Consider the following 21,604-nt stretch of genomic DNA (forward strand, 5'->3'; position numbering starts at 1 on the left):
GGAGCCGGGAAGGGGACGGACTTTTCCGCCCCCTTCTCCTGCATCTACTTGTACAGGTCGGGCTTGGCGGCCAGCTTCACGGCAACCTTTTCGCCGTTCTTCTGCGCTTCGACGCCGGCCTCGCAGCACGCGGCGGTGGCGTAACCATCCCAGGCAGTGGGGCCGCCTATCTCGCCCCGAAGTGCCGCGTCCACCCATGACTGGATTTCGACGTCGTACGCCGCACCGAAGCGCTCCTCGAAGCCGGGCGTGACGTTGCCGCCCCAGCGGCCGGCACTGCGCGTGTAAGGACCCTTGTCGCCGCCGATGCTGACGATGCCCTCTTCGAACGAGGCCTGCGTGGCAACTTCGTAGCCGAACTTGGCGTTGACGTAGATCTCGACGTCGGCCAGAACGCCGGACTCGGTCTCAAGCAGGACGTGCTGGGGATCGTGCTGGCCGGAGGGCGCGTTCTTGGTGGCCTTCCCCAGGCGGACCTGGATGCTGGTGATCTCCTCGCCGGTGAAAAAGCGGATCGCGTCGAACTCGTGGACAACGGAGTCGTTGATCAGCATCTCGTTCGTGAAGCCCTCCGGCGTGGTGGGGTTGCGGTGCTGGTGGTGCAGCATGAGCAGCTCGCCCAGTTCATGGTCGCGGATGATCTTGCCCAGCGAGGCGTACTCTGCGTCGAAGCGGCGCATGAAGCCCACCTGGATGCGCTTGTGGCCCAGTTCAACCTCGGCCTGGACAATCTTCCAGGAGGACTCGGCATCCGGCGTGAGGGGCTTTTCGCAGAGGATCGGGATGTCCTTCGCGATCGCCTTGAGCAGGATGTCCTCGTGCAGGAAACCGGGCGTGGCGATGAGCACGGCGTTGACGTCGCCGTTGTTGAGGGCTTCCTCAGCGTCGGCCAGGGCGACGGCGCCCGGGATGCCTTCGATGGCCGCCTCTGCACGGGCCAGGTCAACGTCCACGACGGCGGCAACTTCGGCTCCGTGGATGCGTGTGTGGAGCCGCTGGATGTGGTCGGCGCCCATGCGTCCGGCGCCGATGACGGCTACGCGGAGGGTTTCAGTCATTGTTCTGTCCTTTTGAGTGTCTGTGGCGGGGGTTAGCTGACGGCGGTACGGGAGCCGCAGGACAGCAGGTAGTTGCGCGTGCGCTTGGCAATGGGCATGGGCACGTCGAAGGCGACGGGGTACATGTCCTGCTCCACGATGCCGAAGATGGGGCGGTCCAGCGCTTCGACGGCTTCGATGACGGCGCGGAGGTCCGGCAGTCCGTTCGGCGGTTCGGTCATGACCCCGGCCAGGTTGGCGGCCGCCCAGGTCATGTTTTCCTCGTTGACTTTCTTGAGGATCTCCGGATTGATCTGCTTCAGGTGCAGGTAGCCGATCCGGTCCGGGTAGTTCTTGATGAGTTCGAGGCTTGAGGCGCCGCAGTATTCAGCATGTCCGGTGTCCAGGCACAGGTTCAGGTACTGCGGGTCCGTTGCGCCCAGCAGCGTTTCGATGTCCTCCTGCACGCCGACGTGGGAGTCCGCGTGCGAGTGGAACTGCTGCTTCAGGCCGAAGTCCTCCAGCAGGGTCTTGCCCAGGCGGTTGTGCCCGGCGAACAGGTCACCCCAGGCCTTGTCGCTGAGCGTGCCGCTTTCCACGGCTTCGCCGGTAACGTCATCGCGCCACATGGCCGGGATCACCACGATGTGCTCGCCGCCCATGGCTGCCGTCAGTTCAGCCACCTTGCGGGCCGGCTCCCAGGCGGTTTCCCACTGGTCCAGGCCACGGTGGAACGCGGTAAACACGGTGCCGGCGGTGACCTTGAGATCGCGCTGCTTCAGTTCCTCTGCGAGGCGGGTGGGGTCGGTGGGCAGGTAGCCGTACGGGCCCAGCTCGATCCACTTGTAGCCGGACTCAGCCACTTCGTCGAGGAAGCGCTCCCATGGCGTCTGCTTGGGGTCGTCCGGGAACCACACACCCCAGGAGTCCGGAGCGGTGCCGATGATCAGTTTGTTCTCAGTCATTTTCACTCCTTTTGGTTTCGACAGGCTCAACCACCGGTGGTTGAGCCTGTCGAAACCAAGGCGGTTATTAGTTCGACGGGAAGTTGTAGGAGGCGCCGGAGGCGTGGTGGGTTTCGGGCCAGCGGGAGGTGATGACCTTGCCGCGGGTGTAGAAGGAAACGCCTTCGGGGCCATAGATGTGCTTGTCACCGAAAAGCGAGGCTTTCCAGCCGCCGAAGGAGTGGTACGCCACGGGGACGGGCAGGGGCACGTTGATGCCGATCATGCCGACGGTGACGGAGCGCTGGAACTTGCGGGCGGCTGCGCCGGAGGAGGTGAAGATGGCGGTGCCGTTGCCGTAGGGGTTGGCGTTGATCAGCGTGATGCCGTCTTCGAGGGTGTCGACCCGGACCACGACGAGGACGGGTCCGAAGATTTCCTCGGTGTAGGCGGTCATTCCGGTCTTGACGTGGTCGATGACGGTGGGGCCCACCCAGAAGCCGTCTTCGTGGCCGGGGACCACCAGGTCGCGGCCGTCCACCACCATGGCGGCGCCGGCCTGTTCTGCTTCGGTGACGATCCTGACGATGCGTTCCTTGGAGGCGGGCGTGATGACCGGCCCCATTTCGGCGTCGGGCGCGGTGCCGTTGTTGACCTTGACGGCCAGGGCGCGTTCTTCGACCTTCTTGACGATGAGGTCCGCGGCGTCCCCGACCGCCACGGCGACGGAAATGGCCATGCAGCGTTCGCCGGCGGAGCCGAACGCTGCGGCGGCGAGGTGGTCGGCAGCGTTGTCCAGGTCGGCGTCGGGCATGACGATGGCGTGGTTCTTGGCCCCGCCGAGGGCCTGGACGCGCTTGCCGTGCTTGGTGGCGGTCTCGTGGACGTACTGCGCGATGGGAGTGGAACCGACGAAGGAGATGCCGTCCACGTCCGGGTGGGTCAGGAGTCCGTCCACGGTTTCCTTGTCACCGTGCAGGACCTGGAACACTCCGTCAGGCAGTCCTGCCTGCTTCCACAGCTTTGCCAGGAGCATGGACGCGGAGGGGTCGCGTTCGGAGGGCTTGAGGATGAAGGCGTTGCCGGTGGCGATGGCCATCGGGGCCATCCACAGCGGGACCATGACGGGGAAGTTGAACGGCGTGATGCCCGCGACCACGCCGAGGGGTTCACGGAAGTTGAACACGTCGATCCCGGTGGAAACCTGGTCGGAGTAGTCGCCCTTGAGCAGCGTGGGGATACCGCAGGCGTATTCGATGACTTCGAGGCCGCGGCCGATTTCACCCTTGGCGTCGGAAAGGACCTTGCCGTGCTCGGCGGTGATGAGGGCGGCCAGTTCGTCGACGTGGCCGGCGACCAGTTCGCGGAATTTGAAGAGCACGGCGGTGCGCTTGGCCAGGGAGATGTCGCCCCAGGTATCGGCGGCCTTGCGGGCGGCGGCAACGGTGGCGTCCAGGTCTGCGCGGTTGGCCAGCCGCAGCTCCGCGGTGACCTGCCCGGTGGCAGGGTTGTAGACGGACGTGGTGCGGTCACCCTCGCCGGCAGTTTCGGCGCCGTTGATGAAGTGGTGAATCGTAGTGGTCTCAGTGGTGGTGGCAGTCATGGGGACTCTTCCTTGAGTGGTGAAGGGGGAACGTCAGCCCAGCAGTTTGCGCTGGCGGTTCTTGTGGCCGGAGTAGGTCTGGAAGGCCTGTTTCGTGGAGTCCAGTTCGGAGACCTGGGAGACGGGAACATCCCACCAGGACTCGGAGGACGGGGCATCCAGCAGGGGATCGGATTCGACGTGGATCAGGATTGGACCGCCGCGCTCCGGCGCTGCCTTGGCGTCGCGGATGGCCTGTTCGAGTTCGGCGATGACCTTCTCCCCCGGCTCGATGCGGATGACCTTCACACCCAGGGACTCGGCGTTCAGGGCCAGGTCCACCGGGAGGGTTTCGCCCTCGTCGAAGCTGTGTTGTTCCTCGTCCAGCGCCCGGTACTGGGTACCGAACCGCTGCGAACCGAGCATCTCCGACAGCGAGCCGATGGAGGCGTAGCCGTGGTTCTGGATCAGGACCACGATCAGCTTGATGCGTTCGGCGACGGCGGTGACCAGTTCGGTGTGCATCATCAGGTAGGAGCCGTCCCCTACCATCACGACGACGTCCCGCACCTCGGAGGTCTCCGTCCCGCCGGCGCCGCCTGCCGCCGTCGTCCTGGCCGCCTCGGCGAGGGCCGCGCGCTTCACGCCGAGGCCGCCCGGGATCTCATAACCCATGCAGGAGTACGCATACTCCACGTGGTAGCCGAACGGGTCCCGGACCCGCCACATCTTGTGCAGGTCCCCGGGCAGGGACCCGGCCGCGCAGATCACCACGTCGCGGGCGTCCATGGCCCGGGAGGTGGCGCCGATGATTTCATTTTGCGCCGGCAGCGGGGTGTGGCGGGTGTCGAAGGCCTCGTCCACGGTGGCATCCCAGCGCTTCTTCTCAGAAGCCACCGTCTGTTCCAGGTCGGCGCCCACGCGGTAGCCGCCGAGGGCGGCGTTGAGCTTGACCAGTGCCTTGCGGGCGTCGGCGACGATGGGAAGCGTGGTCCCGTGCTTGTAGGCGTCGATCGGTGCGACGTTGACGTTGATGAAACGCACGTCAGGGTTCTGGAACGCCGTGCGGGACGCGGTGGTGAAGTCCTCGTAGCGGGTGCCGATCCCGATGATCAGGTCCGCCTCGGCGGCGATGGCGTTCGCCGCCGTCGTGCCGGTGGAACCGATGGCGCCGAGGGCCTGTTTGTGGTCCCAGGGCAGGACGCCGACGCCGGCCTGGGTGTTGCCCACCGGTATCCCGGTCAGCTCGACAAACTTCGCAAGCTCCTCGTTGGCGTAGGCGTACAGGACGCCGCCGCCGGCGATGATCAGCGGCCGTTTCGCGGCCCGGATGGCCTCGGCGGCGCGGGCGATGTCGTCGTCGTCCGCGTCCGGGCGGCGGATCCGCCATTCCCGTTCTGCCAGAAACTCCTCCGGGACATCGAAGGCCTCTGCCTGGACGTCCTGCGGCAGCGAAATGGTTACGGCGCCGGTTTCGGCCGGGTCGGTCAGGACGCGCAGGCCGTGGTGGAACGCGGAGAACAGCTGCTCCGGCCGCGTTACCCGGTCGAAGAACTTGGAGAGCGGCCGGAACGCGTCATTCACCGTCAGGTCGTAGGCGTAAGGCTGCTCCAGCTGCTGCAGGACCGGGTCCGCGGCGCGGGTAGCGAACGTGTCGGACGGCAGCAGCAGTACCGGGAGGCGGTTGGTCGTGGCCAGCGCGGCGCCGGTGAGCAGGTTCGAGGAGCCCGGGCCGATGGAAGTGCTGACCGCGAAGGTCTGGCGGCGGCGGGTGTGCCGGGCGTAGCCCACGGCCTGATGGACCTGGGCCTGTTCGTTCCGGCCCTGGTAATACGGCATGATGGCCGGGTCCAGCTGCTGGTACTGCTTCAGGGCCTGGCCCACACCGGCCACGTTGCCGTGCCCGAAAATGCCGAATGTTCCCGGGATCAGCCGCTCACGGTAGGCAACACCGTTGATGGAATCGACGGTGTACTGCTTCGAAAGGTACTCGACGACCGCCTGCGCCACCGTCATCCTGCGTGTTCCTGTTGTTGTTCCCATGGGAAGCTACTCCGATACTTCTGCGGTGTGGTGAAGAAGGGAAGCGGCCGTGGCGACAGCGCCGGCCACATCCCCGTCCTGGGGGTAGAGCAGGGTGCGGCCCACGGTCAGGCCCTGCACCCCCGGCAACGCCAGGGCCGCCTGCCAGCTGGCAAAGACCTCGTCCTGGGTACCGGCCGGATCCCCGCCCAGCAACACGGTGGGCATGGTGGTGGCGGCCATGACGCGTTCCATCCCGGCAACCACCGGCAGCTTCATCCAGGTGTAGGCGCTGGTGGACCCCAGGCCCTCGGCAATCGCAATGGACTTGATCACAGCGTTGGTGGAGAGGTCATTGCGGACCCGCCCGTTTTCCCGGACCGAGAGGAATGGCTCCACCATCGCGATCAGCTTGCGCTCCGCCAGGGAATCGATGGCCTTGGCGGTGGCCTCCAGGGTCACCACCGTATCCGGGTCGCCCAGGCAGATCCGGGTGAGCATCTTGCCGCCGTCAGCGCCCAAAGCTTCGAGCGCGGCAGCGGTGTGGCCGGTGAACCGGTCATCGAATTCGTTGACCAGTCCGGACAGCCCGCCCCGGTTCATGGAACCAAAGACCAGCTTGCCCTCCAGTGCGCCCAGCAGCAGCAGGTCATCCATGATGTCCGGAGACGCCAGGATTCCGTCCACGGCGGGGTTGGCCAGCGCGATCTGCAGCCGGTCCAGCAGCTGGCGGCGGTCCGCCATCGCTACCGGATCATTTCCTACCGCGAGGGCCCCGCGGGCCGGGTGGTCCGCTGCCACGATGAAGTTCTGCCGGCCGGACTTCACGCCGGGATGGCGGCGGCGGGACGCGGCGGCACGGGCCACGGCGTCCGGGTCCTCCAGCCGGATGACGCTCAGGTGTTCATAGCGGCGGGGATCGTCGTTGACAGCCTGGTTGGCGGCGATAGGGGTGAGGGTCACAGTGCTGCTCCTTCGGTGGCAAGCTGGGCAGCGGCATCAGGAACAGGGGCGCCGGGAACAGTACCCGGAACCGGTCGGCCGCGTTCGGCCAGCAGTGAGGTGACCTCATCCGGCGTCGGCATGGCATCCGCGCAGGACACGCGGGAGGCGACAATCGCGCCGGCGGCGTTGGCGTAGTCCAGGACCTGGGCCAGCGGCCAGCCGGACAGCAGACCATGGCAGAAGGCGCCGCCGAAGGAGTCGCCTGCGCCCAGGCCGTTCACGGTTTCCACCGGGACCGGGGCGGACACCACGCGCTCGGTGCGGGTCTTGGCCATCACGCCGTCAGGGCCGAGCTTGACGACGGCTATCTCGACGCCGGCGGCGAGCAGCCGGTCGGCCTGCTCATCGGGCGTGCCCTCACCGACGGCCACGGCGCATTCCTTGTCGTTGCCTATGGCGACCGTCACGTGCGGCAGGATCCTGGCCACCTCCGCGCGGGCCTCGTCCTCCGACGCCCAGAACATCGGCCGGTAATCCAGGTCCAGGATGGTGAACTGCCCCTCGGCCAGGCGGGTCCGCGGACGTGCCTCATGCGCTGCAATGTGTGCACTGCGGCTGGGCTCCTGGCACAGGCCGGTCACGGTGGACCAGAAGATCCCCGCCTCGCGGATGGCGTCCAGGTCCAGCTCGGAAGCCTGGATCTGCAGGTCCGGCGCGGTGGGAAACCGGCCATAGAAGTAGAGCGGGAACTCGTCCGTCGCCGGCTTGATGGCACAGAAGGTGACCGCCGTGGGGTACTCCTTCACGGGAGCGACGAAGGAATCGTCGACGTTGAACTTGTGCAGTTCCCGGTGCAGGTACTTGCCGAAGGCGTCGTCCCCGGTACGGGTGATCACGCCTGCGCGGCGGCCGTGCCGGGCAGCCGCAACGGCGACGTTGGACGGCGAACCGCCGAGGTATTTCCCGAAGGACGTGACGTCCTCCAGGTCCACCCCAATATCGTTCGGGTAGATATCAACGCTGATGCGCCCGATCGTAAGAAGCTCGTGGGTCACGGTGATCGCGGACCTTTCTGGTGTGGAACTCTGGACCTCTGAAGTGCAGGAGCTCCGGGACTGGCAGGCCGTGGTGAAGGCCACAGGGACTACTTTGCCGCACATTTCATGTCCTGTCAAAGGTTTGTACTGACATACTTACAGCAAAGTTAGAGCGCGCTACTTTAGCGGTGCGGCAGACACCGCCTACTTGCGGGGTACGGCAAGTTCTCCGGTCACATACTGGGCCCGCCCGAACCCGAAGGACCAGTCACCGGCGGTGTTTTCCACGTACCCGATGAAGACATCCTCGCCGGCAACTCCCACCCCGGAAAGCTTCTCGGCCACAGCCGCGAACAGCCGCTGCTTCGCCTCCTGTGTCCTGCCGCCCTGGGTGAATATCTGGATCATCACCACTCCGCCGGTCCGCTCGAACCCGAGACCGGCATCCTGGGCGAAGATCTGCCCCTGCGGGTGTTCGCTGAGGATGTGGAAGTAGTCCCGCTCGGGGATGCCATATTCGGCAAGGATTGCGTCATGGATGCCGCGGCTCAGCCGCTGCAGCTCCTCCGGAGTGCGTCCTTCGTTCACATCAATACGTACAAGTGGCATTTTCGCTCCTCTGAGGCTTTGTCCTGACATACTAACAATATCGGGAGCGGCGCGACAAGGCCGAGAGGTCTTGAAGGACGCGGGATGAAGGAGTAGCCTTAAACAACCAAGAGGTTGATAAACAATTTAGTTGATTAGCAAGAGGCCGCACATGAACTTCGAAAGTACCGCGTTGGACTCGGCCTTTATGGCCCTGGCCGACCCCGTGCGGCGGAGCATCATTGCCCGGCTCAGCCGGGGCCCGGCCACAGTTAATGAGTTGGCGGAACCATTCGAAATTTCCAAGCAGGCAGTTTCGAAGCACATCCAGGTACTCGAGCAGGCGCAACTGGTTACCCGGACCAGGGATGCCCAGCGCAGGCCCGTCCACCTGAACCCCGCACGGCTGGAGGCACTCACCGCCTGGATCGACCAGTACCGGCTGGTCCGCGAGGAGCAGTTCCGCAGCCTTGATGCCGTGCTTCAATCCAGCGCCGGGCACCACGGCGCCAAGGCAAAGGAAAAGCCATGACCAATCCCCTGAAACTCAGTGTCCCCGAAGGCCTTCCCTTCATCGACTTCGAGCGTGAGTTCGATTTCCCCGTCGCGGACGTATTCCGGGCGCACAAGGAACCGGATCTTATTGCGCAGTGGCTGGGCCCCCGCGGCCTCAAAATGGAGATGGACCACTACGACTTCCGCAGCGGCGGCACCTACCGATACATCCACACCGGGCCGGACGGCGTGGCTTACGAATTCACCGGGGTGTTCCATACGGTCCGTGAAAACGAGTTTGCCCTGCAGACCTTCGAGTTCGGCGGTTATCCGGACGTGGTCAGCCTCGAGTTCATGACGTTCGAGGACCTCGGCGGCGGCCGGTGCAGGCTGCGCGGCCACTCCGTCTACCCCAGCATGGAGGCACGTGACGGCATGGCCCAGTCCGGCATGGAGGGCGGCATGACAGAAGGCTACGAGCGGCTCGACGAGCTGCTCACCGCTGCCAAAGCCTGAAACGCAGAAAGTACGACGACGTCAGGTCACCTCCCACGCGGAAGGTGACCTGGCGTCGTCGTACTTAAAACAGCAACGCGGGGTCACTCCGCGCCCAATCCAGAGTGTGGAAAGGGCGGGAAGTGACCCCGCGTTGTTGGAGAGAACCCTAGAGGGCTGCGAAAACCTCGCGCAGCAGCGTGGCGGTCTCGGACGGCGTCTTGCCGACCTTCACGCCTGCAGCTTCGAGGGCTTCCTTCTTGGCCTGGGCGGTTCCGGCGGAACCGGAGACGATGGCGCCGGCGTGGCCCATGGTCTTGCCTTCAGGAGCGGTGAAGCCGGCAACGTAGCCGACAACCGGCTTGGTGACGTTGGCCTTGATGAAGTCGGCAGCACGTTCCTCGGCGTCGCCGCCGATTTCGCCGATCATCACGATCGCCTTGGTCTCGGGGTCGGCTTCGAACGCAGCCAGGGCGTCGATGTGCGTGGTGCCGATGATGGGGTCGCCGCCGATGCCGATGGCGGTGGAGAAGCCGAGGTCGCGCAGTTCGTACATCATCTGGTAGGTCAGGGTGCCCGACTTGGAGACCAGGCCGATGGGGCCCTTGCCGGTGATGTTGGCCGGCGTGATGCCCACCAGTGCTTCACCGGGGGTGATGATGCCGGGGCAGTTCGGTCCGATGATGCGCGTGACCTGGTTGCCGTCAGCGTCCAGCTTGGACTGGGCGAGGGCCCAGAATTCGGCGGAGTCCTGGACCGGCACGCCTTCGGTGATGACAACCACCAGGCCGATGCCGGCCTCGATGGCTTCAACAACGGCGTTCTTGGTGAATGCCGGCGGGACGAAGACGATGGAGACGTCGGCGCCGGTCTCTGCCATGGCTTCCTTGACGGTGCCGTAGACGTTGATCTCGGCGTCGCCGTGCAGGACGGTGGTGCCGGCCTTGCGGGCGTTGACGCCACCCACAATGTTGGTGCCGGCCTTCAGCATCAGGGCGGTGTGCTTGGTGCCTTCACCGCCGGTGATGCCCTGGACGATGACCTTGGAGTCCTTGTTCAGATAGATAGACATGGTGCGTCCCTTTACTTCGCTGCGTTGGCGAGCTCGGCGGCCTTGTCGGCGCCCTCGTCCATGGTGGCGGCCAGGGTAACCAGCGGGTGGTTGGCCTCGTTCAGGATGCGGCGGCCTTCTTCGACGTTGTTGCCGTCGAGGCGGACTACCAGCGGCTTGTTGGCTGTGTGGCCGAGCTCGGCCAGCGCGCCGACGATGCCCTTGGCCACGGCGTCACAGGCGGTGATGCCGCCGAAGACGTTCACGAACACGGACTTGACCTGCTCGTCGCCCAGGATGACGTCCAGGCCGGCGGCCATGACCTCGGCCGAAGCTCCGCCGCCGATGTCCAGGAAGTTGGCGGGCTTGACGTTGCCGTGGTTTTCACCGGCGTAGGCAACGACGTCCAGGGTGGACATGACCAGGCCTGCACCGTTGCCGATGATGCCCACTTCGCCGTCCAGCTTGACGTAGTTGAGGTCCTGCGCCTTTGCCTTGGCCTCAAGCGGGTCAGCGGCGTCCTTGTCTTCAAGGAGGGCGTGCTTGGCGTGACGGAATTCGGCGTTCTCGTCCAGGGAGACCTTGCCGTCCAGTGCCACGATTTCGCCGGCGCCGGTCTTGACGAGCGGGTTGACCTCCACCAGGGTGGCATCTTCCTTCTTGAAGACGTCCCAGAGCTTGAGGATGACGTCGGCCACCTTGCCGCGCAGTTCCTCAGCGAAGCCAGCGGCTGCGACGATTTCGTCGGCCTTTGCCTGGTCGATGCCGATGGCGGGATCGATGGCGATCTTGGCCAGCGCTTCGGGGCGTTCGACGGCGAGCTGTTCGATTTCCATGCCGCCCTCAACCGAGCACATGGCCAGGTAGTTGCGGTTGGCCCGGTCCAGCAGGACGGAGAAGTAGTATTCCTCGGCGATGTCCGCACCCTGGGCGATCATCACCTTGTTGACGGTGTGGCCCTTGATGTCCATGCCCAGGATGTTGGTGGAGTGCTCAAGCGCCTCGTCGGCGGACTTTGCGACCTTCACGCCGCCGGCCTTGCCTCGGCCACCAACCTTGACCTGAGCCTTTACGACAGTAACGCCGCCGACCTTCTCGGCAGCTGCCTTTGCTTCTTCTGGGGTGTACGCCACGATGCCGGCAAGCACGGGTACACCGTGCGCCTCGAACATATCGCGCGCCTGGTATTCAAACAGGTCCACGGTTTAGTGTCCTTCTACGTCGAAGTAGTTTCTGTACAGTCGGGCACCATCGAAGACGATGACCGGGCTGCGGAATTGCACGCACCGGAGGCCTGTTGGAAACGAGCCACGCGGCGTGATGCTCCATGGGGAACTCTAGTCCTTTGGAGGGACCGGGCCGTCCCAGACTACCTCTTATGTGAGTAAGGACACTATTCTATGAGGCGTAGAAAAACCGCGTATTTACGGGGTTTTTGAGGCCTCGGCGGGTGGAGACGGGGCAGCGTTTTCCGGCCTGGAGATCAGTTCGTAACGCTCCGGGGAAACAAAGAATCCCACGCCGGCGGACACGTTTCCGCATGCCACGCCGCCGTTGTAGGCGGAACACCGCAGCCCGTTGCGTTCGAGGTTCCGGCCCTCCGCCAGGACCGGCAGCTGGGCCAGGGCACCCGCCCTGTTGCCGTTGGGGCCGTAGGTTGCCTCCATTTGTGTGACGCCGGAACGGCACTCACCGTACGTTGCGTTGTCAGGGGTCAGGAAGGCAACGCCGCCCAGGTAGCCGAGCGATGTTCCGGCGCAGTCATCCCGGACGTCGTCGTGGGCGGGCTTCGGGTACCTGGCCAGTTCACAGTGGGCCACGGGGACGATGGCCAGCTTGTTGTTCGCTGCGTCGGTGAAGCTGTTCGTTTCGTAGGGGAGGTTCACATGCTCGCCGCGCGCGGAGGTCAGCGAACAGACAATGCTGCGGTCCTCGGTGATGAAGGAGAGGACGCCGTCAGTGCTGGAAAAATCGTCGGGATTGGCCAACGCCGCCTGTTCCAGCTGGTCCATCGGTGCCGGCGGAGGCGGCGGCACGTAGCCGGGGTCCTCGGTGGTCACGGTGCATCCCGTGGCGGCCGCCAGCACAAGGGCGGCGAGCATCCCCCAAACAGTCCGTCGCATGGCCCCCATTATGCTTCATGCCGGGGTTCACCTGGAGGCGACCACCCTTTCCACAACGTCTGCCGCGGCCTCGGCAGGGTCCTGCCGGGCGAAGTCCTGCCGCATCTGCTGCGCCCGTTCTTTCCACCCCGGCTCCGCAAGGATGGAGTGCACGGCCCTCCTGATCTTCTCCGGCGAGGGGGCCTCGGTCCGCAGGTTGATGCCGGCACCGGCATATTCCACGCGGGCGTTGACATCGCTCTTGCCTTCATTGATGCCGGACACCACCAGCGGGACGCCTTTGGACAGGGCTAACTGCACGCCGCCGAACCCGCCGTTGGTGACGAAGACGTCCGTGGACTCAAAGACGGCGGCGAAGTCCACATAGTCGCGGATGAGGATGTTTGGCTGCGGGTAGCGCCGGTTCAGTTCGGCGGTTCCCCTGCCGCCTGTTGCCACAATCACCAGCGCATCCATGTCCTGCAGCGCCTCCAGCGCGGGAATGATGAGCTTGTCCTGGTCGGCGTTGTCCACGGTGCCCTGGGTGACCACGATGGTTGTGGAGTATCCGGGCGGCAGCTCTTCCGGTACGTCGGCGCCTGGGCGGCGGTATGGCAGGAGCGCCCCGACGTAGTGCACTTTGGGGTTGGTGTTGCGGCGCGGAAAATCAAGGGACTGCGTGCCGGCCTGGATGACGGCGTCCGAGCACCGGTACGCATCGTCGGTGAGCCTGCCCCTTTTGGGCACGTCCTGGCCGTAGAAGGTGTGCTGGCGCCGGTAGCTTTGGTGCGCAGGGCGGAGGATGATTTTGTCCGACAGCTGACCGGCCACGGTTTGCAGGGCCTTCCCGGCCGGGTTCCGCGGCGGCCGGAAGCCGAAGAAGAGCGGGGGCACCAGCGGATCGCTCTCCATGTTGGGTATCACCGCGACATTCACCACCGGCTTGCCCAGCAGGTGCGATACGAGCCGCTGGACGAACATGGAGCTGTCCACCACCAGGGCATCGAAGGGAAACTCCTGCTGCAGGTCACGGATGTCCTCGAAGAAGTTGCTGATGTTGCTGGCGAAGATCTTTTCGCCATCGAAGCCGATGGCCCGGGGCCCTTTGAGCCTGGCCCGCTCCGGATACAGCTCAAAGAGGTTGTCGGCGCGGTGTTCGATGGCGCGCTTGAAGGGAATCAGGGGAATCCCGAGGCCCTTGAGCTTTTCCGTGAACACCGGGCCGGTGTACCACCGGACGTCGTGGCCCCGTTCCTTGAGCTTCATGGCCACACCGGTCATTGGATTGAAGTGGCCATCAATTGCCTGGCTCGCGAACAGGATGTTCATGGTCCCACTCCGACCTCGGGTACCCCTGCTGGGGGAAGTTCCTGAACTGTAGCCGCGAATGACGGAAGCGGGCAAGGGCCCGCCCCGTTCGCCTACGCGTCCAGCTTGGTCAGCGGCGCGTACCGCAGCAGCAGGCGCTTTTCGCCGACGTCGAACTTCACCTTGGCTACCGTTTTGTCCCCTGCGCCTTCCAGCGCCAGAACCGTCCCGTTGCCAAAACTCGTGTGGTTTACCTTGTCCCCCACGCTGACGGCCACGATTTCCTTTTGCGGCTGCACGCGGTTCCGGGCGATGACGGCGGGAACGTCTGCGTTGAAGCCGGCAGAAGAGTCAGCTGCCGCGCCGCGGGCAGTGCCTGCACCCCAGAAGGATCCGCTGTAGCGGCCCGAACCGATGGATCCGCCGCCCCAGGCGCCGGCCTGCCGGCTGGTACCTTCACGCTTCCACTCCAGCAGCTCGGCAGGAATCTCCTCCAGGAACTGGCTGGCAGGGTTGTACTGGCTTTGGCCCCACATGCTGCGGACCTCGGAGCGGGTGACGTACAGCCGCTTCCGGGCACGGGTCAGGCCCACGTACGCCAGCCGGCGTTCTTCGGCGAGTTCCTTGGGGTCGGTTGCCGACCGCTGGTGCGGGAACAGTCCGTGCTCCATGCCGGTCAGGAACACCACCGGGAATTCGAGCCCCTTGGCCGTGTGGAGCGTCATCAGGGTGACCACGCCCAGCCGCTTCGCCTCGGCTACCGCGGAGTCGATATCGGCTCCCGGGGCATCGGGGATCTGGTCGGCGTCAGCCACCAGGGACACCTGTTCCAGGAACGCTTCGAGCGAGCCTTCCGGGTTGTCGCGTTCGTATTCACGGACGACGGCGACAAGTTCCGCCAGGTTCTCCACCCGGGACTCGTCCTGGGGATCGGTGCTGGAACGCAACGCGGCAAGGTAGCCGGTCTGTTCCAGGACGGCTTCCAGTGCCGCGGCGGCGCCGGAACCGGATGCCACCTCTGCAAGGTCGTCCAGCAGCTTCACGAAGCCAAGGACGGCGTTGACCGAACGGGTTGCCATGCCCGGCGCGTGTTCAGCCCGGCGGGCGGCAGTCATGAATGATGTCCGCTCGCGCTGCGCCAAGGCGGCCACGGCGCCTTCGGCGCGGTCGCCGATCCCGCGCTTGGGTTCGTTGAGGACCCTGCGGAGGTTGACGTCATCGTCGGGGTTGACCAGGACCCGGAGGTACGCGAGGGCGTCCTTGATTTCCTTGCGCTCGTAGAAGCGGGTGCCGCCCACCACCTTGTACGGCAGGCCCACGCGGACCAGCACGTCCTCGATGGAGCGGGACTGGGCGTTGGTCCGGTAGAAGATGGCGACGTCGCCGGGACGGAGGTTGTCCTCGTCCTGGAGCCGGTCGATTTCCTTGGCGATGAACTGTGCTTCGTCGTGCTCGTTTTCGCCCACGTAGCCAATGATCTTGTGGCCTTCGCCCTCCGCGGTCCATAGCCGCTTTTCCGGGCGGTTGGGGTTGCGGGAGATCACCGAGTTGGCCGCGCTGAGGATGTTTTGCGTGGAGCGGTAGTTCTGCTCCAGCTTGATGGTGCGGGCCTCCGGATAGTCCTTTTCAAACTCCACGATGTTGCGGATGTCCGCGCCGCGGAAGGCGTAGATGGACTGATCGGAATCGCCCACCACCGTAAGCTCCGATGCGCCGGGCCCCTCCCCCACGATTTCGCGGACCAGGGCGTACTGGGCGTGGTTGGTGTCCTGGTATTCGTCCACGAGGACGTGGCGGAACCGGCGGCGGTAGGACTCGGCAAGCGCCGGAAACGCGCGGAACATAAAGACCGTCTCGGCGATGAGGTCGTCGAAGTCCATGGCGTTGGCCTGGCGCAGCCGCTGGGTGTAGCCCTTGTACACCTCGGCCACGGCCTGTTCGAAGGGATCGTTGTAGTTCGCTGCCGAGGCATAGGAATCGGCGTCGATCAGTTCGTTCTTCAGCGCAGAGATCTTGTGCTGGATGGCCTTGGGTGCGAACTTCTTGGGATCCAGGTCCAGGGCTTTGGACACCTGGGTGACGAGCCGCAGGGAATCGGCGGAGTCGTAGATGGAGAAGTTCGATTTCAGGCCGACGTTTGCGGCCTCCTGCCGCAGGATCCGCACGCAGGACGAGTGGAACGTGGAGATCCACATGATCTTGGCCCGGCCGCCCACCAGGGCTTCGATGCGTTCCCTCATTTCGGCGGCGGCCTTGTTGGTGAAGGTGATGGCCAGGATTTCGCCGTGGTGGGCACGCCCGGTGGCGATCAGGTAGGCGATCCTGTTGCTGAGCACACGGGTCTTTCCCGAACCGGCACCGGCCACGATCAGCAGCGCGGAGCCGGCATGCTTAACCGCTTCCTCCTGCTGCGGGTTCAGTCCCTCCAGCAGCTGGGCCGCGTCCGGCCGCCGGGCACCCTGCCGGTGGCTCCCCGACTGGTCGTCCCCGTGCTGGCCGCCAGGTTGCCCGCCGCCCCCATGGCGGGTGCCCTCAGGGTTCCAGGAGGGCGCGCTGCCGCCCGGACCGGCCGCGGTGGCCACGCCGTCAGGACGCGTTTTGGTGCGGGTTGCCGCTGCGGGAGCGGCCTTGAACGGTCCGTCAGAGTACGGGTCAAACAACATATCCATGGTGCCTACAAGTCTAGGCGGTGGGACCGACACGCACTTCCAGCCTGTGGATTACGGAAGGACGGGGCAGTAATTCTCAGGCGACCGAGCCGGACTCAAGGGCCGCACGCAACTCCCGTACCGCCGTCGTTCCTCCTGCCATGAACCATTCCAGGCCGTTGACCCGGACCGTGTCCACGGCGCCGCCCGCGGCCCGGACGATGGCCTTGCCGGGCAGCCAGTCCCATTCCGGGCAGCTGTGCTGGAACCAGCAGCCCATCTGTCCGTCCGCCACCCTGCCCAGGTCGCAGGAGCCCGAACCCAGCATGCGGAGCGTCGCGGCGGACGTTGCCGCGGCGTGCCACGGCATGGCGCACAACGGGTCCATGAGCCAGCGGGGATGGATGTAGGTGGCGGCACCCAGTTCGGCGACCGCCGTCGCGTTCCGCGCTCCCCTGTTGTCCTGGAAGACGGTGAGCGGCTCCCCGTTCAGGGTGGCCGGGTGCGTACGGCCGCCCAGCCAGAGCTTGTCCTCCTCCGGCTGGTAGATGGCGCCGAGCAGCACGTCGGAGGTGTCCTTCAGCGCGATGGCGGAGCACCAGTAGGTGGAGCCGTGCAGGAAGTTGTAGGTGCCGTCCACGGGATCGATCACCCAGGTCCGGCCGCTGCTGCCCTTGACCGAGGCCCCCTCCTCGCCGAGGATGCCGTCCTCCGGCCGGCAGCGCTGGAGCTGCTCCAGCACATAGGCTTCTGCGGCATGGTCGGCGGCTGTCACCACATCCGAGATGGAGGTCTTCTGCTGGGACTGCAGCCCGGCCATCCGCATCAGCAGCGCCAGCTGCCCGGCTTCGCGGACCAGTGCCGCCGCAAGCTGGTGGTCGTCCAGTGAGGGGTCAAGTTCTATTGCGCTGTGCCGGCCATTGGTCATGGCTTCAGTTTATGGGGCGGGATAATGGTGCCATGGCCAAAACCCCTGCCCAGCGGATCAAGAAGCACGGCTCCAAAGCGGTGGTGCCGCAGCACCACCTGCCGCCGGTGGTCAACCCCACCACGGCCCGCACGCCGGAGAAAGCGGAAAGCAACAGCAACCTGATCCTGGTTGCCGGGGTGGTGGCAAGCCTCTTCCTGTTCTGGTACCTGCACCTGCTGACCCTGGACCAGCTCCGGCAGCTGTCCGGCGGCCTGGCCATGCCGGATTCCTTGGTGGGCGGTTTCGATCCCGGGTATATCGGCCAGCTGCAGGCGGCGATGGACGATGACGCGCGCGGGCAGCTCAACTACGTCCACAAGACCGCCGGAACCCTCTTCCCGCTGATTTTCGGCTTCACGTGGCTGCTGCTGATCGGGACCAACGTGGCCCGCAGGGCGGTGCGCTGGACGCTGTGGGCGCTGCTCCTGCTGTTCGTGGTGGCCCGTCTGTGGGGCAACGTCGCCATCGACGGAATGCTCGCTGCCGGTGCGCCCGATGCCGGCCAGGTGGCCGTGGCGTCCGGCCTCACCGTTGCCGGCTGGGTTCTCCTGGTCCTGTGCCTGTTCACCGGAGCCGCGGCTGTGGTGTTCAAGCCGCGGAAGGCAAAAACCGCTACCTGACGGCCGCTGCGGCGCGTACCTGCTTCCGGTGCCGGTGCACGCGCCGGGCAATAACTAGGCCCGCCGCCGCCATCCCCACCGTCACGGGATAACCCATCAGCCGTTCCAGGGTCCCGGGCTCGGGGACGTCCATCCCGGTCAGGGCTCCGGTGGCCAGCGCAGCCAGGGATACCCCGCCGCACACCAGGATGAACCAGGCCATCCCGGATTTCCGCAACCACAGGGTTCCCAGCACCAGCAGGGCAACGGCGCCGGCCAGGAAGTACATGACCGCTCCGGCAAAGTGCCAGAAGGAACCCACGTCCTCGGGGACCAGTCCCACAATGACGGTTCCTGCCCCTGCCGTCCCGGCCAGCACCCGGACCCAGACGGCCGCCAGCCACGGCTTGCGCTGCCCGGGTTGGACCCGGACGCCGGCGCGGGCTGCCACGCACAGCAGCCCGGAGCTGAGCAGCAGGGCGCCCAGCAGCATCCCCAGGCCCTGGACCACGAACGAGGCGTTCATCAGCCAGCTCAGCGGGGAGCAGACCTCCCGGCCGTCATAGATGCCGCAGTTGATTGCACCGAGATCACTGATGTACCCGGTCCGCAGGTCGTACGGCCGGGGACCCGCCCAAGCCCCGATCACTGCAGCTTCGGCCGCAAAATACTGCAGCACGCTCAGCACGGACCACGCCCCGATGTACTGCCGGGTGGAGGTTGTATCCGGAATAAAGGCCACTGCGGGGGTAGCGGACGCGGCTGAACTCATGCTTTGAGCGTAGTACGGCCCGACACCTTGTATGCTTGTATCCGTGTCCGGCCGGACCGGCCCTGCCGATCTTCGGACGCCCGCCCTCGTAGCTCAGTGGATAGAGCACGGCTCTCCTAAAGCCGGTGTCGTTGGTTCGATTCCAATCGAGGGCACTTGAACCTTGACTCCCCAGAGTTCGACCTCCGCGCCTACCTGCTGGGCGCTGCCCTGCCTGGTACCGCCGGCGGTCCGGCGGCCGGCCGCTGGACCCTTGAGCGGGACCTGCTGGACCGTGCTGATGGCACCCGCGGAACCTTTTCCGGCGTCGTACTTTTCACTCCAACGGACGACGGCGGCCTGGCGCTCCGCGAAGAAGGCACCATGCGCTGGCCCTCCTTCACCGGCCCCGCCTCGCGTGAATACCTGCTGAAGCCGGCAGCGGGACGCCCCGACGCCCTGGACGTGTTCTTCCCCGACGGGCGTCCGTTCCACCGGATGAGCTTCACCCCGGAGGCCAACCTGGACAATCACTGGTGCGATCCCGACACCTACCGCGTGGCCTACACGCTTGAGGGGCCGGACGCGTTCAGCTTCAGCTGGGACGTCACCGGGCCGCGCAAGGACCTTCTGCTGGCGTCCCGCCTCGTTCGGAGTGCTGCCTGATGAAGGCACGCATCGTGGTGTCCGCCGTCTGCGTGTTCGACCCAGCGGGCCGGCTCCTGACAGTGCGGAAGCGCGGCACCGGCATGTTCATGCACCCCGGGGGCAAGCCCGAGGCCGGCGAAACGGCAGTCCAGGCAGCCGCCCGCGAGCTGGCGGAGGAGGTGGGCATCGTCATCGATCCCCGGGATCTGGAGCTGATGGGCGTCTGGATCGCCGATGCCGCCAACGAGGCCGCCACGGACATTGAAGCCACCGTGTTCCGTGCGCCGGGGACGTGGCAGGCCCACCCGTCGGCCGAGATCGCGGAGATCCGCTGGCTGGACCTCGCTGCCCTTGACCGGGGCGCAGCACTGCCGCCGGACCTTGCCCCGCTGCTGACGGACCACATCCTGCCGGAGCTGGGCGCACAGCCGGACGCCTAAAGCTCCGGGACGGCCTCTTGGGCCACCGCCGTGGCCTCGGCGAACTGCGTCCGGTACAGCTCGGCGTAGCGGCCTTCGGCAGCCAGCAGTTCGGTGTGGGTGCCGCGTTCCACGATCCGGCCGTCCTCCACCACCAGGATGGCGTCCGCCGCACGGATGGTGGACAGGCGGTGGGCGATCACGACGGCGGTCCGCCCCTCGAGTGCGGCGCCCAGGGCGGCCTGCACGGCGGCCTCGTTGGTGGAGTCCAGGGCGGCGGTGGCCTCATCCAGGATGACCACCCGGGGCTGGGCGATCAGCAGCCGGGCGATGGTGAGGCGCTGGCGCTCACCGCCGGACAGGCGGTAGCCGCGCTCCCCCACCACGGTGTCCAGCCCGTCGGGCAGGGACCGGATCATCGTTTCCAGCCGCGCCTGCCGGATGACCTCCCACATGTCCTCGTCGGTGGCATCCGGCCGGGCCAGGCGCAGGTTGGAGGCGATGGTTTCGTGGAAGAGGTGGCCGTCCTGCGTCACCATGCCCAAGGTGTCGCGAAGGGAGTCGAAGGTGGCATCCCGGACATCCAGTCCGGTGCCCGGCGTGACGCCGCCCAGCCGGACCGCGCCGGAATCCACGTCGTACAGGCGCGCCAGCAGCTGGGCGACGGTCGATTTGCCCGCTCCGGAGGAACCCACCAGGGCCACGGTCTGGCCCGGCTCCACCCGGAAACTGATGCCGTGCAGCACTTCCTCGCCGCCGCGCGTGTCCAGCGTGGACACCTCCTCCAGCGAGGCCAGCGAGACCTTGTCCGCCGCGGGGTAGGCGAAGCGGACGTCGTCGAACTCCACGGACACCGGGCCCGGCGGGACAGGGACGGCGTCCGGCTTTTGCTGGATCAGGGGTTTCAGGTCCAGGATCTCAAAAACGCGCTCAAAGCTGACCAGGGCGCTCATGATTTCAACCCTGGCGTTGGACAGGGCGGTGAGCGGGGCGTAGAGGCGGGTGAGCAGCAGCGCCAGGACCACCACATCGCCGGGTGCGAGCTGGCCGGTGATCGCCAGCCAGCCGCCCAGCCCGTAGACCAGCGCCAGGGCCAGGGCGGAGACCAGGGTCAGGGCGGTGACGAACGTAAACTGCAGCATCGCGGTGCGGATGCCGATGTCGCGGACCCGCCCCGCGCGCACCGCAAACTCGCGGGATTCCTCTGCGGGCCGGCCGAACAGCTTGACCAGCGTGGCGCCGGGCGCCGAAAAGCGTTCGGTCATCTGCGTGCCCATGGCGGCGTTGTGTTCCGCTGCCTCGCGGCGCAGGTCGGCCAGCCTGGATCCCATCCGCCGGGCCGGGATGAGGAAGACGGGCAGCAGGATCATCGCCAGGACTGTCACCTGCCATGAAGTGCCCAGCATCACGATCAGGGTGAGGATCAGCGCCACCACGTTGCTGACCACTCCGGACAGGGTGCCGGCAAATGCCGACTGCGCGCCGATGACGTCGTTGTTGAGGCGGCTGACCAGGGCACCGGTCCGGGTGCGGGTGAAGAAGGCAATCGGCATCTTCTGCACGTGGTCAAAGACGCGCGTGCGAAGGTCCACAATGACGCCTTCGCCGATGGTTGAGGAAAGCCAGCGGTTGACCAGGCCCACCCCCGCCTCGGCGATGGCGACGACGGCGATGAGCAGCGCAAGCCGGAGCACCTCGCCCGCGCCGGCCTTGGCCACGATCGCGTCCACCACCTGTCCCGCAAGGACAGGAGTGGCCACGGCCAGGAAAGCCATCACGATCGAGAGCGCCACGAAGGCCAGCAGCTTGCCGCGGTGCGGGCGGGCGAAGGCCAGGACCCGTTTCAGGGTGTCTTTGGAGAACGGCTTGGAACCGCTCTTGGCCCGGGTGATCTTGTACAGGGAGTTCCAGGCGACGCCTTCCATGCTCATAGCTGCTGCTCCGCGCTCACATTACTGCCCAT

At 66.0% G+C, this 21,604-nt stretch carries 20 protein-coding genes and 1 tRNA gene; 6 read left to right on the forward strand and 15 right to left on the reverse strand.

Annotation, left to right across the window (positions count from 1 at the left end; all coding sequences use genetic code 11):
• Positions 1 to 44: 44 nt before the first annotated feature.
• The 7 genes from AC5RWA_RS18260 to AC5RWA_RS18290 form a co-directional block, all read right to left on the reverse strand.
• Positions 45 to 1,058 carry a Gfo/Idh/MocA family protein gene (locus AC5RWA_RS18260; protein ID WP_275729907.1) on the reverse strand — a complete coding sequence of 338 codons (1,014 nt, stop codon included), beginning with the start codon at positions 1,056 to 1,058 and terminating at the stop codon, positions 45 to 47.
• A gap of 32 nt (positions 1,059 to 1,090) precedes the next feature.
• Positions 1,091 to 2,002, reverse strand: coding sequence for a sugar phosphate isomerase/epimerase family protein (locus AC5RWA_RS18265; RefSeq protein WP_079597808.1), 912 nt, complete (start codon positions 2,000 to 2,002; stop codon positions 1,091 to 1,093).
• A 67-nt stretch (positions 2,003 to 2,069) separates the two neighbouring features.
• The gene (locus AC5RWA_RS18270) at positions 2,070 to 3,584 is read right to left on the reverse strand and encodes a CoA-acylating methylmalonate-semialdehyde dehydrogenase (protein WP_494058588.1); all 1,515 of its coding nucleotides are present in this window, start codon (positions 3,582 to 3,584) and stop codon (positions 2,070 to 2,072) included.
• A 33-nt stretch (positions 3,585 to 3,617) separates the two neighbouring features.
• Positions 3,618 to 5,579: a 3D-(3,5/4)-trihydroxycyclohexane-1,2-dione acylhydrolase (decyclizing) gene (gene iolD, locus AC5RWA_RS18275; RefSeq protein WP_494058637.1), complete on the reverse strand. Its 1,962-nt coding sequence runs from the start codon at positions 5,577 to 5,579 to the stop codon at positions 3,618 to 3,620.
• Between the two features lie 33 nt (positions 5,580 to 5,612).
• Positions 5,613 to 6,548, reverse strand: coding sequence for a Cgl0159 family (beta/alpha)8-fold protein (locus AC5RWA_RS18280; RefSeq protein ID WP_494058589.1), 936 nt, complete (start codon positions 6,546 to 6,548; stop codon positions 5,613 to 5,615).
• Complete coding sequence (iolC, locus tag AC5RWA_RS18285) at positions 6,545 to 7,585, reverse strand: 5-dehydro-2-deoxygluconokinase (RefSeq protein ID WP_494058590.1); 1,041 nt, start codon at positions 7,583 to 7,585, stop codon at positions 6,545 to 6,547. The genes AC5RWA_RS18280 and iolC overlap by 4 nt, the downstream gene beginning before the upstream one ends.
• Before the next feature lie 186 nt (positions 7,586 to 7,771).
• Positions 7,772 to 8,176, reverse strand: a complete 405-nt coding sequence (locus tag AC5RWA_RS18290) for a tautomerase family protein (RefSeq protein ID WP_115524227.1) — start codon at positions 8,174 to 8,176, stop codon at positions 7,772 to 7,774.
• 151 nt (positions 8,177 to 8,327) lie between these two features.
• On the opposite strand from AC5RWA_RS18290, the gene AC5RWA_RS18295 reads away from it, so the two are divergent.
• A complete protein-coding gene (locus AC5RWA_RS18295) occupies positions 8,328 to 8,687 on the forward strand; it encodes an ArsR/SmtB family transcription factor (RefSeq protein ID WP_115524226.1) in 360 nt (119 codons plus the stop codon).
• A complete protein-coding gene (locus AC5RWA_RS18300) occupies positions 8,684 to 9,166 on the forward strand; it encodes an SRPBCC family protein (RefSeq protein ID WP_079597815.1) in 483 nt (160 codons plus the stop codon). The genes AC5RWA_RS18295 and AC5RWA_RS18300 overlap by 4 nt, the downstream gene beginning before the upstream one ends.
• Positions 9,167 to 9,314: 148 nt before the next feature.
• On the opposite strand, the gene sucD is transcribed toward AC5RWA_RS18300, so the two are convergent.
• From sucD to AC5RWA_RS18330, 6 genes are all read right to left on the reverse strand, one after another.
• A complete protein-coding gene (gene sucD / locus AC5RWA_RS18305) occupies positions 9,315 to 10,217 on the reverse strand; it encodes a succinate--CoA ligase subunit alpha (RefSeq protein WP_079597816.1) in 903 nt (300 codons plus the stop codon).
• Positions 10,218 to 10,228: 11 nt separating this feature from the next.
• Positions 10,229 to 11,398 carry an ADP-forming succinate--CoA ligase subunit beta gene (gene sucC / locus AC5RWA_RS18310; protein WP_494058591.1) on the reverse strand — a complete coding sequence of 390 codons (1,170 nt, stop codon included), beginning with the start codon at positions 11,396 to 11,398 and terminating at the stop codon, positions 10,229 to 10,231.
• A 222-nt stretch (positions 11,399 to 11,620) separates the two neighbouring features.
• The gene (locus AC5RWA_RS18315) at positions 11,621 to 12,328 is read right to left on the reverse strand and encodes a hypothetical protein (protein ID WP_494058592.1); all 708 of its coding nucleotides are present in this window, start codon (positions 12,326 to 12,328) and stop codon (positions 11,621 to 11,623) included.
• A gap of 18 nt (positions 12,329 to 12,346) precedes the next feature.
• On the reverse strand, positions 12,347 to 13,627 hold the full coding sequence (locus AC5RWA_RS18320) for a glycosyltransferase (RefSeq protein WP_494058593.1): 1,281 nt from the start codon (positions 13,625 to 13,627) through the stop codon (positions 12,347 to 12,349).
• Positions 13,628 to 13,719: 92 nt separating this feature from the next.
• Positions 13,720 to 16,269 carry a DNA helicase PcrA gene (gene pcrA, locus AC5RWA_RS18325; RefSeq protein ID WP_494058638.1) on the reverse strand — a complete coding sequence of 850 codons (2,550 nt, stop codon included), beginning with the start codon at positions 16,267 to 16,269 and terminating at the stop codon, positions 13,720 to 13,722.
• An 82-nt stretch (positions 16,270 to 16,351) separates the two neighbouring features.
• Positions 16,352 to 17,182 carry an inositol monophosphatase family protein gene (locus tag AC5RWA_RS18330; protein WP_079597821.1) on the reverse strand — a complete coding sequence of 277 codons (831 nt, stop codon included), beginning with the start codon at positions 17,180 to 17,182 and terminating at the stop codon, positions 16,352 to 16,354.
• Positions 17,183 to 17,214: 32 nt separating this feature from the next.
• Between AC5RWA_RS18330 and AC5RWA_RS18335 the strand changes: the two genes are divergently transcribed.
• Entirely contained in the window at positions 17,215 to 17,844 is a 630-nt protein-coding gene (locus AC5RWA_RS18335; protein ID WP_494058594.1) for a hypothetical protein, read from the forward strand.
• On the opposite strand, the gene AC5RWA_RS18340 is transcribed toward AC5RWA_RS18335, so the two are convergent.
• Complete coding sequence (locus tag AC5RWA_RS18340) at positions 17,837 to 18,595, reverse strand: DUF998 domain-containing protein (protein WP_115524221.1); 759 nt, start codon at positions 18,593 to 18,595, stop codon at positions 17,837 to 17,839. The two genes, AC5RWA_RS18335 and AC5RWA_RS18340, sit on opposite strands and share 8 nt — an antisense overlap.
• 82 nt (positions 18,596 to 18,677) lie before the next feature.
• On the opposite strand from AC5RWA_RS18340, the gene AC5RWA_RS18345 reads away from it, so the two are divergent.
• The 3 genes from AC5RWA_RS18345 (at position 18,678) to AC5RWA_RS18355 (ending at position 19,662) form a co-directional block, all read left to right on the forward strand.
• A tRNA-Arg gene (locus tag AC5RWA_RS18345) sits at positions 18,678 to 18,750 on the forward strand.
• A gap of 1 nt (position 18,751) precedes the next feature.
• Positions 18,752 to 19,240, forward strand: a complete 489-nt coding sequence (locus AC5RWA_RS18350; RefSeq protein ID WP_494058595.1) for a DUF6314 family protein — start codon at positions 18,752 to 18,754, stop codon at positions 19,238 to 19,240.
• Positions 19,240 to 19,662 carry an NUDIX hydrolase gene (locus AC5RWA_RS18355; RefSeq protein ID WP_275727068.1) on the forward strand — a complete coding sequence of 141 codons (423 nt, stop codon included), beginning with the start codon at positions 19,240 to 19,242 and terminating at the stop codon, positions 19,660 to 19,662. Before AC5RWA_RS18350 ends, AC5RWA_RS18355 begins: the two co-directional genes overlap by 1 nt.
• On the opposite strand, the gene AC5RWA_RS18360 is transcribed toward AC5RWA_RS18355, so the two are convergent.
• The gene (locus AC5RWA_RS18360; protein ID WP_494058596.1) at positions 19,659 to 21,572 is read right to left on the reverse strand and encodes an ABC transporter ATP-binding protein; all 1,914 of its coding nucleotides are present in this window, start codon (positions 21,570 to 21,572) and stop codon (positions 19,659 to 19,661) included. The two genes, AC5RWA_RS18355 and AC5RWA_RS18360, sit on opposite strands and share 4 nt — an antisense overlap.
• Positions 21,573 to 21,604: the final 32 nt, after the last annotated feature.

The sequence above is a fragment of the Arthrobacter sp. 210 2 genome (assembly GCF_059093025.1).

Bases quoted from the DNA above. Each gene is read 5' to 3' on its own strand.
- AC5RWA_RS18265 (WP_079597808.1), bottom strand. From the start codon at position 2,002: ATGACTGAGAACAAACTGATCATCGGCACCGCTCCGGACTCCTGGGGT.
- AC5RWA_RS18355 (WP_275727068.1), top strand. From the start codon at position 19,240: ATGAAGGCACGCATCGTGGTGTCCGCCGTCTGCGTGTTCGACCCAGCG.
- AC5RWA_RS18315 (WP_494058592.1), bottom strand. From the start codon at position 12,328: ATGGGGGCCATGCGACGGACTGTTTGGGGGATGCTCGCCGCCCTTGTG.
- sucD (WP_079597816.1), bottom strand. From the start codon at position 10,217: ATGTCTATCTATCTGAACAAGGACTCCAAGGTCATCGTCCAGGGCATC.
- AC5RWA_RS18290 (WP_115524227.1), bottom strand. From the start codon at position 8,176: ATGCCACTTGTACGTATTGATGTGAACGAAGGACGCACTCCGGAGGAG.
- AC5RWA_RS18300 (WP_079597815.1), top strand. From the start codon at position 8,684: ATGACCAATCCCCTGAAACTCAGTGTCCCCGAAGGCCTTCCCTTCATC.
- AC5RWA_RS18270 (WP_494058588.1), bottom strand. From the start codon at position 3,584: ATGACTGCCACCACCACTGAGACCACTACGATTCACCACTTCATCAAC.
- AC5RWA_RS18340 (WP_115524221.1), bottom strand. From the start codon at position 18,595: ATGAGTTCAGCCGCGTCCGCTACCCCCGCAGTGGCCTTTATTCCGGAT.
- AC5RWA_RS18330 (WP_079597821.1), bottom strand. From the start codon at position 17,182: ATGACCAATGGCCGGCACAGCGCAATAGAACTTGACCCCTCACTGGAC.
- iolD (WP_494058637.1), bottom strand. From the start codon at position 5,579: ATGACGGTGGCGCAGGCGGTCGTCGAGTACCTTTCGAAGCAGTACACC.
- AC5RWA_RS18260 (WP_275729907.1), bottom strand. From the start codon at position 1,058: ATGACTGAAACCCTCCGCGTAGCCGTCATCGGCGCCGGACGCATGGGC.
- AC5RWA_RS18295 (WP_115524226.1), top strand. From the start codon at position 8,328: ATGAACTTCGAAAGTACCGCGTTGGACTCGGCCTTTATGGCCCTGGCC.
- AC5RWA_RS18320 (WP_494058593.1), bottom strand. From the start codon at position 13,627: ATGAACATCCTGTTCGCGAGCCAGGCAATTGATGGCCACTTCAATCCA.
- pcrA (WP_494058638.1), bottom strand. From the start codon at position 16,269: ATGTTGTTTGACCCGTACTCTGACGGACCGTTCAAGGCCGCTCCCGCA.
- AC5RWA_RS18360 (WP_494058596.1), bottom strand. From the start codon at position 21,572: ATGAGCATGGAAGGCGTCGCCTGGAACTCCCTGTACAAGATCACCCGG.
- AC5RWA_RS18335 (WP_494058594.1), top strand. From the start codon at position 17,215: ATGGCCAAAACCCCTGCCCAGCGGATCAAGAAGCACGGCTCCAAAGCG.